Origin of the sequence: Romboutsia timonensis, from assembly GCF_900106845.1 — a bacterium.
Classification (GTDB): Bacteria; Bacillota; Clostridia; order Peptostreptococcales; family Peptostreptococcaceae; genus Romboutsia; species Romboutsia timonensis.
This window is the reverse complement of record NZ_LT629846.1, coordinates 24,546-35,801: the sequence shown is the minus strand read 5'-3', so window position 1 is coordinate 35,801 and position 11,256 is coordinate 24,546. Positions and strand designations below refer to the sequence as shown.

Below are 11,256 nucleotides of genomic sequence, written 5' to 3'. Positions count from 1 at the left end.
TGCTTGTAAGGCAGGTGCTCTCCCAGCTGAGCTATAGTCCCGGGAATTGGTGACCCATAGGGGAATCGAACCCCTGTTACCGCCGTGAAAGGGCGGTGTCTTGACCGCTTGACCAATGGGCCATAATTGGTGATCCATCCGCGACTCGAACGCGGGACACCCTGATTAAAAGTCAGGTGCTCTACCGACTGAGCTAATGGATCAAAATTTATTTGGAGCTGGTGATAGGAATCGAACCTACAACCTGCTGATTACAAGTCAGCTGCTCTACCGTTGAGCCACACCAGCATAGTGTATTAAATTGGCGACCTGGAAGGGACTCGAACCCTCGACCTCCAGCGTGACAGGCTGGCATTCTAACCAGCTGAACTACCAGGCCGCATTTATGTAATTGGTGGGACTAACAGGGCTCGAACCTGTGACCCCCTGCTTGTAAGGCAGGTGCTCTCCCAGCTGAGCTATAGTCCCGGGAATTGGTGACCCATAGGGGAATCGAACCCCTGTTACCGCCGTGAAAGGGCGGTGTCTTGACCGCTTGACCAATGGGCCATAATGGTGATCCATCCGCGACTCGAACGCGGGACACCCTGATTAAAAGTCAGGTGCTCTACCGACTGAGCTAATGGATCATCTTATGTGTCAGATTTTATCGAATTTCTTCGCCTCTCTCTCGCTCACAAAGATTATTATATTAGCTTTTGTATTCTAAGTCAACATTTTTATTATAATTTTTTATATTTTTTTCAATAAATTAAATAATATGTTAATTTTCACTATAATATTATATTTTATATTCACCTAGAATTGGCTATATTACTTACTTTCAACCTTATATTAATATAACTATATAAACTTAGTTTATTTTATAAATTTTCTTCTTTTAACTATAAAAATAAATAAAATTTACCTATTTTTTATTCAAAACTAGATAAATTTTATAAAATAATTTGTTTGTTATATAAAATAAGAGGGTATAAAAATATATTTTATACCCTCAACTATTTTTATTATTTAATTATTTAAAATTAGAATACATTTCTTCTAACTATAGTTTGTGCTCTATTTGGTCCAACAGAAACCATATCAACACTTACTCCTATTAATTCTTCTATCTTAGCTACATATTTCTTAGCATTTTCAGGAAGGTCTTCAAATCTTTCCACAGAAGTTATATCTTCTGTCCATCCTTCTAATTCTTCATATATAGGCTCACATTTAGCTAAATCTTCTAAAGATGCAGGGAAATCTTTTATTATTTTATCTCCCATTTTGTATGCTGTACATACTTGTATCTTATCAAATCCAGTTAAAACATCTAATAACATTAATGATATACTAGTTAATCCGTTTACTCTTGCTGCATATCTAACTATAACAGCATCGAACCATCCACATCTTCTAGATCTTCCTGTTACTGTTCCGAATTCACGACCTTTGATTCTTATTTCTTCTCCAATTTCATTATCTAACTCAGTTACAAATGGACCTTCTCCAACTCTAGTTGTATAAGCTTTTACTATACCAACAACATCTTTTATCATATTCGGTCCTACACCTGCACCTACTGCAAATCCTCCTGATATCGGATGAGATGAAGTAACAAATGGATAAGTTCCTAAATCTAAGTCAAGTAACNATGGTGATCCATCCGCGACTCGAACGCGGGACACCCTGATTAAAAGTCAGGTGCTCTACCGACTGAGCTAATGGATCATCTTATGTGTCAGATTTTATCGAATTTCTTCGCCTCTCTCTCGCTCACAAAGATTATTATATTAGCTTTTGTATTCTAAGTCAACATTTTTATTATAATTTTTTATATTTTTTTCAATAAATTAAATAATATGTTAATTTTCACTATAATATTATATTTTATATTCACCTAGAATTGGCTATATTACTTACTTTCAACCTTATATTAATATAACTATATAAACTTAGTTTATTTTATAAATTTTCTTCTTTTAACTATAAAAATAAATAAAATTTACCTATTTTTTATTCAAAACTAGATAAATTTTATAAAATAATTTGTTTGTTATATAAAATAAGAGGGTATAAAAATATATTTTATACCCTCAACTATTTTTATTATTTAATTATTTAAAATTAGAATACATTTCTTCTAACTATAGTTTGTGCTCTATTTGGTCCAACAGAAACCATATCAACACTTACTCCTATTAATTCTTCTATCTTAGCTACATATTTCTTAGCATTTTCAGGAAGGTCTTCAAATCTTTCCACAGAAGTTATATCTTCTGTCCATCCTTCTAATTCTTCATATATAGGCTCACATTTAGCTAAATCTTCTAAAGATGCAGGGAAATCTTTTATTATTTTATCTCCCATTTTGTATGCTGTACATACTTGTATCTTATCAAATCCAGTTAAAACATCTAATAACATTAATGATATACTAGTTAATCCGTTTACTCTTGCTGCATATCTAACTATAACAGCATCGAACCATCCACATCTTCTAGATCTTCCTGTTACTGTTCCGAATTCACGACCTTTGATTCTTATTTCTTCTCCAATTTCATTATCTAACTCAGTTACAAATGGACCTTCTCCAACTCTAGTTGTATAAGCTTTTACTATACCAACAACATCTTTTATCATATTCGGTCCTACACCTGCACCTACTGCAAATCCTCCTGATATCGGATGAGATGAAGTAACAAATGGATAAGTTCCTAAATCTAAGTCAAGTAACGTTCCTTGAGCTCCTTCGAATAATACTTTTTTACCAGCTTTTATTGCATCATAAACTATTACTGAAGTATCTGCAACATGGTTTCTTATCTTCTCAGCATATCCTAAATATTCATTGTATATAGTTTCAAAGTCAAACATAGCTTCTTTTACATATACACCTTGAACTAATTTATTTTTAGCATCTACTTGTAATTTTAATTTTTTAGCAAATACATCTTTGTCCATCAAGTCACATATTCTTATTCCTGATCTCTCAGTTTTATCCATGTAACATGGACCTATACCTTTTTTAGTTGTTCCTATCTTATTATCTCCTCTAGCTTCCTCTGCTAAAGCATCTAATTCTTTATGATATGGAAAAACAATATGAGCTCTATCACTTATTTTTATATTGCTTGTATCTATATTATCCTTTTTAAGCATTTCTACTTCTTCTAAAAATCCTTGAGGATCAAATACTATTCCGTTCCCTATTACATTTATTGTATTTGGATTTAATACTCCTGATGGTATTAATCTTAAAGCAAATTTCTTTCCATCAACAACTAATGTATGTCCAGCATTATTTCCACCTTGACCTCTAATTACTACATCAGCTTGTGTAGCAAGGTAATCTATAACTTTACCTTTTCCTTCATCTCCCCATTGAGAGCCTACAACTGCAACTGTCTTCATTATAATTCACCTCTATTTTTCGATTTTCGAACACTTTACTTATACATTTTATCAAATATACGTATTATTTTCAAACTTTTTTAATGTTATATAGTTTTTAATATGTGCTTTTCTGTCATATTTAAATTTTTATCTTTAATTTGTATAATTTTTATATTATCTAAACTATTTTTCCCATTATAGTTTATAAGATGTATAACTTATTCTGTAATTATATTTAATACATAAACTTTGTATATATTCTGTTCTTCAATACAGTACTAAACTATTTTTAAATAAATTGACTTTATTGCTTATCTATATAATTTTTGGATATATATATTAAATTTGCATCCTTCTATGAAATTAATTTTTATAAATAAAAAGCAAGCTATAAGCTTGCTTCAGATTGTAGACAAAATAGCCATTTTTAACTTATATAAAATGGCTATTTTCTTTTTTATAAAGATTTTTAGTGCTAATATACTAAAAATAGGCGTGAGCCTTAGATTATTGGATGTATCTTTCCACATCCAATTAGCTAATTTTTTTAGATTCATGCATGAGAAAATAAGACTCACCTCCATCTCAATTTTCGACAAGCCTATCCATCTAATATAACATTTATTTCATCATCTCTAAAATTTTCTTTTCTTATAGTTAACATATTTATCACCTCATAAAGAGTATTGACAAAAATAAAAGAGCGTAGACTTTGTCTACGCTCTGAAGCAAGCTATAAGCTTGCTTTTATATTTATTCACATTTATCAACAACTCTTTTGTGGATATTGTGGATAACATTTTATTAAAATTTCAATGTTTGTAGATTTTTCAAGACAAATATCCACAACATAGTATTTACAGTTACTCACTTTATGTGGATATTTGTATATATCTTCCATATTACATCTCTCTAGATTTATCCGCAAATTTTTGAATTTCTCCAAGCCAAACTAATTCAACTGAACCCGTTTCACCATGTCTATTTTTCGCAATTATAACTTCACCTATATTTTTTCTATCAGAATCTGGATGATAATACTCATCTCTATATAAAAACATAACTATATCTGCATCCTGTTCTATAGATCCAGATTCTCTTAAATCTGATAACATAGGTCTATGATCAGCTCTTTGTTCAGGTGCACGAGATAGCTGAGAAAGTGCAACTACTGGACAGTTCAACTCTTTTGCGATTATTTTTAAAGATCTTGATATTTTAGCTATTTCTTGCTGTCTACTTTCATTATTACCTTCACCTTCCATAAGTTGAAGATAATCTATTAATATTAGGTCTAAACCTTGCTCCATTTTTAATTTTCTACATTTTGATCTTAATTCTGAAATTTTTATACCAGGAGTATCATCTATATGAATTTTAGCATTAGATAAAACTGCCATAGCGTCTATTATCCTTGGCCAATCATTCTCATTAAGCTTACCTGTTTTTAGCTTACTAAGTTCAACATTTGATTGTGCAGACAACATACGTTGTACTAACTGTTCTTTAGACATCTCTAAACTAAATACTGCTACAGATGCATCACCCTTTAATGCAGCATTTTGTACAAGATTTAATGAAAATGCAGTCTTACCCATCGCTGGACGAGCTGCAATTAGTAATAAATCAGTTCTTTGCATTCCATTAATTTTCTTATTTAGATCCCTAAATCCAGTTGTTATTCCTGTTATTTCAGATTTATTTGTGTATAAATGCTCTATCATATCATATGTATCCATTAAAACTGAATTTATAGATTTAAAATCATCACTAGTTTTTTCTTGTGATATATCAAATATCTTTTTTTCAGCTACTTCTAGAACATCTTCAATTTTAGTTGAGCCATCATACCCTAAATTTATTATATCATTAGAAACTTTTATAAGCTTTCTAAGTACTGATTTCTCTTTTACTATATCTGCATAATACTTAACATTTGATGTTGTTGGAACAATTGTAGATAAACTTGTTATATAACTAATTCCTCCTACATCATCTAAGTGACCTTGCTTCTTTAGTTCTTCTGTTAGTGTTATTAAATCTATAGGTTCAGACTTATTACTTAATTTAATCATAGATTCATATATAATCTTATGAGCCTCTTTATAAAAGTCATCTGGATTTATTGTTTCACTGACCGTTATAATAGCCTCTTTATCAAGTAATATAGAACCTAATATAGACTGCTCTGATTCCACACTATGCGGAGGGATTCTAGTCATATCCTCCATTTTTATCACCTCAAGATTTTGTCTATTGTTTTTCCTTTACGTCTACTCTTAGTCTTGTAGTTACTTTTTGATGTATTTTTATATCAACAAATCTTGAACCTAATACTCTTATTGGTTCATCTAAAGTTATTTTTCTCTTATCTACTTCTATATTGTGTTGTTTTTTGATTTGTTCAGCTATATCTTTTGATGTTATTGACCCAAAAAGTCTTCCTCCATCACCCGCTTTAGCATATATAACTACATTTAGTTCTTCCATTTTCTTACCTAATTCTACTGCTGCTTCATATTCTTTTTGAGCTTTTAATTCCTTTGACTTGTTCTTTTCATTTAATTCTTTCATGTTTGTATTATCAGCAGGTACTGCTAATTTTTTAGGTAATAAGTAATTTCTTGCGTATCCATCACTTACTTCTTTTACTTCATTTTTCTTTCCTGTTCCTTTTACATCTTTTAATAATATAACTTTCATCTATTCTTCCTCCTTAATACATGTCTGTATTGTATCTTTCACCATTTCATATGCTTTTTCTAGTGAAGTATCTAATTGAGCACCAGCCATGTCTCTGTGCCCACCTCCACCTAGATTTTCCATTAACACATGTACATTTATATTTCCTAATGATCTAGCACTTATGAATACTCTATCATCTTTTCTAGCTAAAACAAATGATGCCTCTACTTCTTTTATATTTAATAATTCATCAGCAGCTTGCGCTATTACTATATTTATATTATCAGTTTCTGTCTTAGTGTATGCTAAACATATATTATTGTTAATGACTTTTGCATTTTGAATAATTTCTGCCTTAGTTATAAAGTCTTTTATATCTGAGTTAAATAACTTCTTAACCTCAATAGTTGGAAAGATACATCCAATAATCTAAGGCTCACGCCTATTTTTAGTATATTATCACTAAAAATCTTTATAAAAAAGAAAATAGCCATTTTATATAAGTTAAAAATGGCTATTTTGTCTACAATCTGAAACGAGCCATAAGGCTCGTCCTTTTCTTAGTCTAATGTATATGGTAAAAGTGCTATGTTTCTAGCTCTCTTTATTGCAACTGTTAATTCTCTTTGGTGCTTAGCACAAGTTCCAGAGATTCTTCTTGGTAATATTTTACCTCTTTCAGTTACGTATTTTTGTAATCTTTGAGTGTTTTTGTAATCTATTCTAGCATCTTTAGAAGCACAGAATTGACAAACTCTCTTCTTCTTACGTCTCTTCTTGTTTATCATAGTAAATTTCCCTCCTTTTTTAGAATGGTATATCGTCATCATCTATTGCTTGGAATCCTTGTGGATCTAATCCAGTTGGCTCAAAGCTAGGTTCAAAGTTCGGCTCGAACCCTTGATGATTTCCTTTATATGAACTCTCAGATTTATTTTTTGTATCTAAGAACTGTACTCTATTTGCATTTACTCTAGTAGCTCTTCTAGTTTCTCCGGCTTGATTTTGGTAACTATCGATTCTTAATGAACCTTGTATAGCTACTAAACTTCCTTTTCCTATATAGTTAGCGCAATTCTCTGCAGATTTGCCCCAAACTTGTATATCTATAAAGTCAGTTTCTTTTTTCCCATCTTTACCTGAGAATTCTCTATCAACAGCTATTGCAAAGTTTGCAACAGGCGTTCCAGTCCCTGCGATGTATCTTAACTCAGGATCCCTAGTTAATCTACCAATTAATACAACATGGTTCATAATAACACCGCCTTTTTAGTAATAAAACTAGTTATTAAGCAACAACTATCATGTGTCTTATTACGTTTTCGTTTATCTTTAAGTTTCTATCTAATTCTTTAGGTACTTCAACACCAGCTGCGAAGTTAACTAATACGTAGTGACCTTCAGTGAACTTAGCTATTGGGTAAGCTAATTTCTTGTTCCCCCATACGTCAACTTTAACTACTTCTCCGTTAGTAGCAACTACTTCCTTAACTTTGTTAAGAACAGCTTCTCTTGTTTCTTCATCAGCGTTTGGCTTTACTACGAAAACTAATTCATAATTTTTCATTATCTTTTCACCTCCCTTTGGACTTAACGGCTCTACATTTGTAGAGCAGAGAAATGAGATTTATATCTCATACCTACACATTTTATCATTAGTTTTTACAAATGTCAATTCGATTTTATGTCACATCTTCTATTATTACATTTTTTTGCCTCCTAATACGTATATATTTAAATTAATCTGCTAATAATATATACATATAGCCCCCATAACTTAAATATATTTCATCCCAATCTCCCATAAAAAAATGGTGGTAATATACCACCATTCAGAGCGTAGACAAAGTCTACGCTCTTTTATTTTTGTCAATACTCTTTATGAGGTGATAAATATGTTAACTATAAGAAAAGAAAATTTTAGAGATGATGAAATAAATGTTATATTAGATGGATTGGTTCCTGAAAACCATTTAGTAAGAAAAATAGAAAATGCAATAGATTTTAGTTTTATTTATGATAAAGTAAAAGATTTATACTCTCCGTTAGGAGCTCCAAGTATAGATCCTGTTGTTTTAATAAAAATAGTTTTAATTCAATATTTATTTGGCATACCTTCAATGAGGCAAACAATTAGAGAAATAGAAGTAAATGTAGCGTATAGATGGTTTTTAGGTTACTCATTAACTGAAAAAATTCCTCATTTCTCAACTTTTAATAAAAACTATGAAAGACGATTTAAAAATACAGATTTATTTGAATCAATATTTAAAGAAATTTTAGCGAGAGCTACAAAATGTGGATTTGTAGATTCTTCTAATATCTATATAGATTCAACACATATAAAAGCTAGTGCTAATAAGAAAAAATATACTAAAGTAGAGGTAGATATTCAAGCTAAGCATTATCAAGAAAAACTAGAAAAAGAGATAAATGAAGATAGATTAAAACATGGAAAAAGTCCATTATGTGAAGTGAAAAATGAAGAGGTAAAAAAAAAGGAAAAAATAGAGAGTAATACAGATAAGGATAGTGGCATGTTCTTCAAAAATGAAAAAGAAAAATGCTTCGCATATCTAGCGCATACAGCTTGTGATAACAATAATTTCATATTAGATTTTCATATTACATCTGGTAACATACATGATAGCGTAGCTTTTTCCGATTTATATCAAAAGATAAAAAATAATAGTAAACAACATACAACAGCGATAGCTATAGATGCTGGATATATAACTCCTTATATTTGTAAAACTATTTTAGATGATGGTATAATTCCTGCTATTCCATATAAAAGACCTATGACTAAAAAAGGATTTTTTAAGAAATATGAATATGTATATGATGAGTATTATGACTGTTATATTTGTCCTAATAATAAAATTTTAAAATATTCAACTACCAATAGAGATGGGTATAGAGAATATAAATCTAATCCAAGTGATTGCAAATCTTGTGAACACTTAAATATTTGCACTAATAGTAAAAATAAACAAAAGTTAGTTACAAGGCATATATGGCAAAATTATTTAGAAGAAGCTGATCATCTTAGACATAAGCCATATGTAAAAAAAGTTTACAGTAAACGTAAAGAAACAATTGAACGAGTTTTTGCAGATGCAAAAGAGAAACATGGTATGAGATATACAAAATTAAGAGGCTTGTCGAAAATTGAGANCAGAGCGTAGACAAAGTCTACGCTCTTTTATTTTTGTCAATACTCTTTATGAGGTGATAAATATGTTAACTATAAGAAAAGAAAATTTTAGAGATGATGAAATAAATGTTATATTAGATGGATTGGTTCCTGAAAACCATTTAGTAAGAAAAATAGAAAATGCAATAGATTTTAGTTTTATTTATGATAAAGTAAAAGATTTATACTCTCCGTTAGGAGCTCCAAGTATAGATCCTGTTGTTTTAATAAAAATAGTTTTAATTCAATATTTATTTGGCATACCTTCAATGAGGCAAACAATTAGAGAAATAGAAGTAAATGTAGCGTATAGATGGTTTTTAGGTTACTCATTAACTGAAAAAATTCCTCATTTCTCAACTTTTAATAAAAATTATGAAAGACGATTTAAAAATACAGATTTATTTGAATCAATATTTAAAGAAATTTTAGCGATAGCTACAAAATGTGGATTTGTAGATTCTTCTAATATCTATATAGATTCAACACATATAAAAGCTAGTGCTAATAAGAAAAAATATACTAAAGTAGAGGTAGATATTCAAGCTAAGCATTATCAAGAATGGAAAGATACATCCAATAATCTAAGGCTCACGCCTATTTTTAGTATATTATCACTAAAAATCTTTATAAAAAAGAAAATAGCCATTTTATATAAGTTAAAAATGGCTATTTTGTCTACAATCTGAATGGTGGTAATATACCACCATTTTTTTATGTATAATTTTAATTAAACGTTTTGTTTAACAGCCATATATTTTCTTAAAACTAACCCTATCCTCTTTATTCCTTCAACTATTCTATCATCCGACATATTTGAGTAATTTAATCTAAAGCAGTTTTCCGTTCCTCCATTAGGGAAAAATGACCCACCAGGTACATATGCAACATTATTTGCCAAGCAATCTTTCATTATAATTCTTGAATCTAAATGTTTTGGAAGCTCTACCCATATAAATAATCCACCCTCTGGATAAGTATATTCTACTCCTTCTGGGAATTCTTCTTTCATAGTTTCTAACATTAAATCTCTACGTCTTGCATATACTTCATTTATTTTTTTTACATGATTATCTAAATTATATAAATCTATAAATTTACTTACTTCTATTTGGGATATACTTGATGCTTGTAGGTCTGCTACTTGTTTTACAAATATGAATTTCTTTAATATGTTTTGAGATGCACATGTCCAACCTAGTCTATATCCTGGACATAATATTTTCGAGAAAGTACCTAAGAAAATAACTAATCCTTTTTTATCCATAGATTTTAAAGATGGTAGACTTTCACCTTCAAATCTTAATTCACCATATGGACTATCCTCTAAAACAGGTATTTCATACTTACTTATTATTTCTATGAATTTTTTACGTCTTTCAAGTGTCCATGTTATGCCTGTAGGATTTTGAAAATCAGGTATTACATAAATCATTTTTACATTTTCTGTAACCTCTAATATCTTTTCTAACTCTTCCATAATCATTCCATCTTTATCAGTAGGAACTTCTATGAATTTAGATCCATATGATTTAAATGCATTTATTGCTCCTAAATATGATGGACTTTCACATAAAACTACGTCACCTTCATTTAAGAATACTCTTCCTGAGAAGTCTAATCCTTGTTGAGAGCCATTGGTTATTAGTATATCATCTTTAGTTACATTTGTTTTATTTTTACTATTCATTCTTCTTGCTATTTGTTCTCTTAATGGTTGGAATCCTTCTGTTGTTGAGTATTGAAGTGCTTGTGTTCCTGATTCCTCTAATACTATTCTAGATATTTCTTTCATTTCCTCTATAGGAAATAGCTCTGGGGCCGGTAAACCACCAGCAAAAGATATTACTTCCGGTTTTTCTATAAGCTTTAAAAGTTCACGAATTTCTGATCCATTTAACGCTTCCATTCTTTTGGCAAATCTAATAGCCATAATTAAAGCACCCCCTGAAAATAATTCCCTTACTTTAATTATAGCAAATCAAATTCTGTTTCTA

At 30.1% G+C, this 11,256-nt stretch carries 9 protein-coding genes, 8 tRNA genes and 3 pseudogenes; 2 read left to right on the top strand and 18 right to left on the bottom strand.

The window, feature by feature from the left end; genetic code table 11:
* Window positions 1–47 precede the first annotated feature (47 nt).
* From BN7997_RS00230 to rpsF, 17 genes and pseudogenes are all read right to left on the bottom strand, one after another.
* Window positions 48–122 (bottom strand) — tRNA-Glu (locus BN7997_RS00230).
* Between the two features lie 5 nt (window positions 123–127).
* A tRNA-Lys gene (locus tag BN7997_RS00225) sits at window positions 128–203 on the bottom strand.
* Window positions 204–213: 10 nt separating this feature from the next.
* Window positions 214–288: transfer RNA gene (locus BN7997_RS00220), tRNA-Thr, on the bottom strand.
* Between the two features lie 14 nt (window positions 289–302).
* Window positions 303–379: transfer RNA gene (locus BN7997_RS00215), tRNA-Asp, on the bottom strand.
* A 13-nt stretch (window positions 380–392) separates the two neighbouring features.
* Window positions 393–468 (bottom strand) — tRNA-Val (locus BN7997_RS00210).
* Between the two features lie 6 nt (window positions 469–474).
* Window positions 475–549: transfer RNA gene (locus BN7997_RS00205), tRNA-Glu, on the bottom strand.
* Between the two features lie 4 nt (window positions 550–553).
* Window positions 554–629, bottom strand: a tRNA-Lys gene (locus BN7997_RS00200).
* Between the two features lie 396 nt (window positions 630–1,025).
* Window positions 1,026–1,670 (bottom strand): adenylosuccinate synthetase, encoded by a 645-nt coding sequence (locus tag BN7997_RS00195; RefSeq protein WP_330385842.1) that lies wholly within the window; start codon window positions 1,668–1,670, stop codon window positions 1,026–1,028.
* Window positions 1,638–1,713, bottom strand: a tRNA-Lys gene (locus tag BN7997_RS00190). Before BN7997_RS00190 ends, BN7997_RS00195 begins: the two co-directional genes overlap by 33 nt.
* 396 nt (window positions 1,714–2,109) lie before the next feature.
* Window positions 2,110–3,396, bottom strand: a complete 1,287-nt coding sequence (locus tag BN7997_RS00185) for an adenylosuccinate synthase (RefSeq protein WP_071118878.1) — start codon at window positions 3,394–3,396, stop codon at window positions 2,110–2,112.
* A 383-nt stretch (window positions 3,397–3,779) separates the two neighbouring features.
* Window positions 3,780–3,977 (bottom strand): hypothetical protein, encoded by a 198-nt coding sequence (locus BN7997_RS15345; protein ID WP_143023131.1) that lies wholly within the window; start codon window positions 3,975–3,977, stop codon window positions 3,780–3,782.
* 303 nt (window positions 3,978–4,280) lie between these two features.
* Window positions 4,281–5,609 carry a replicative DNA helicase gene (dnaB, locus tag BN7997_RS00180; RefSeq protein ID WP_071118877.1) on the bottom strand — a complete coding sequence of 443 codons (1,329 nt, stop codon included), beginning with the start codon at window positions 5,607–5,609 and terminating at the stop codon, window positions 4,281–4,283.
* A 22-nt stretch (window positions 5,610–5,631) separates the two neighbouring features.
* Window positions 5,632–6,081 (bottom strand): 50S ribosomal protein L9, encoded by a 450-nt coding sequence (gene rplI / locus BN7997_RS00175; protein ID WP_071118876.1) that lies wholly within the window; start codon window positions 6,079–6,081, stop codon window positions 5,632–5,634.
* Window positions 6,082–6,471: pseudogene (locus BN7997_RS14970) on the bottom strand (DHH family phosphoesterase); the annotation flags it as partial.
* Window positions 6,472–6,623: 152 nt separating this feature from the next.
* Complete coding sequence (rpsR, locus tag BN7997_RS00170) at window positions 6,624–6,851, bottom strand: 30S ribosomal protein S18 (protein ID WP_071118875.1); 228 nt, start codon at window positions 6,849–6,851, stop codon at window positions 6,624–6,626.
* 19 nt (window positions 6,852–6,870) lie between these two features.
* Window positions 6,871–7,317 (bottom strand): single-stranded DNA-binding protein, encoded by a 447-nt coding sequence (locus BN7997_RS00165; protein WP_071118874.1) that lies wholly within the window; start codon window positions 7,315–7,317, stop codon window positions 6,871–6,873.
* 34 nt (window positions 7,318–7,351) lie between these two features.
* On the bottom strand, window positions 7,352–7,630 hold the full coding sequence (gene rpsF, locus BN7997_RS00160; protein WP_071118873.1) for a 30S ribosomal protein S6: 279 nt from the start codon (window positions 7,628–7,630) through the stop codon (window positions 7,352–7,354).
* A 328-nt stretch (window positions 7,631–7,958) separates the two neighbouring features.
* Between rpsF and BN7997_RS00155 the strand changes: the two are divergent.
* A pseudogene (locus BN7997_RS00155) lies at window positions 7,959–9,248 on the top strand (IS1182 family transposase); the annotation flags it as partial.
* A gap of 55 nt (window positions 9,249–9,303) precedes the next feature.
* Window positions 9,304–9,822 (top strand): annotated as a pseudogene (locus BN7997_RS15865) (transposase); the annotation flags it as partial.
* A 167-nt stretch (window positions 9,823–9,989) separates the two neighbouring features.
* Here BN7997_RS15865 and BN7997_RS00145 read toward each other — a convergent pair.
* Window positions 9,990–11,192 carry an aminotransferase-like domain-containing protein gene (locus BN7997_RS00145; RefSeq protein ID WP_071118870.1) on the bottom strand — a complete coding sequence of 401 codons (1,203 nt, stop codon included), beginning with the start codon at window positions 11,190–11,192 and terminating at the stop codon, window positions 9,990–9,992.
* Between the last annotated feature and the right edge of the window lie 64 nt (window positions 11,193–11,256).

Excerpts from the sequence above, each read along its gene's own strand:
- BN7997_RS00145 (WP_071118870.1), bottom strand. The coding sequence starts at position 11,192 with ATGGCTATTAGATTTGCCAAAAGAATGGAAGCGTTAAATGGATCAGAA.
- BN7997_RS00165 (WP_071118874.1), bottom strand. The coding sequence starts at position 7,317 with ATGAACCATGTTGTATTAATTGGTAGATTAACTAGGGATCCTGAGTTA.
- rplI (WP_071118876.1), bottom strand. The coding sequence starts at position 6,081 with ATGAAAGTTATATTATTAAAAGATGTAAAAGGAACAGGAAAGAAAAAT.
- dnaB (WP_071118877.1), bottom strand. The coding sequence starts at position 5,609 with ATGGAGGATATGACTAGAATCCCTCCGCATAGTGTGGAATCAGAGCAG.
- BN7997_RS00185 (WP_071118878.1), bottom strand. The coding sequence starts at position 3,396 with ATGAAGACAGTTGCAGTTGTAGGCTCTCAATGGGGAGATGAAGGAAAA.
- rpsF (WP_071118873.1), bottom strand. The coding sequence starts at position 7,630 with ATGAAAAATTATGAATTAGTTTTCGTAGTAAAGCCAAACGCTGATGAA.
- rpsR (WP_071118875.1), bottom strand. The coding sequence starts at position 6,851 with ATGATAAACAAGAAGAGACGTAAGAAGAAGAGAGTTTGTCAATTCTGT.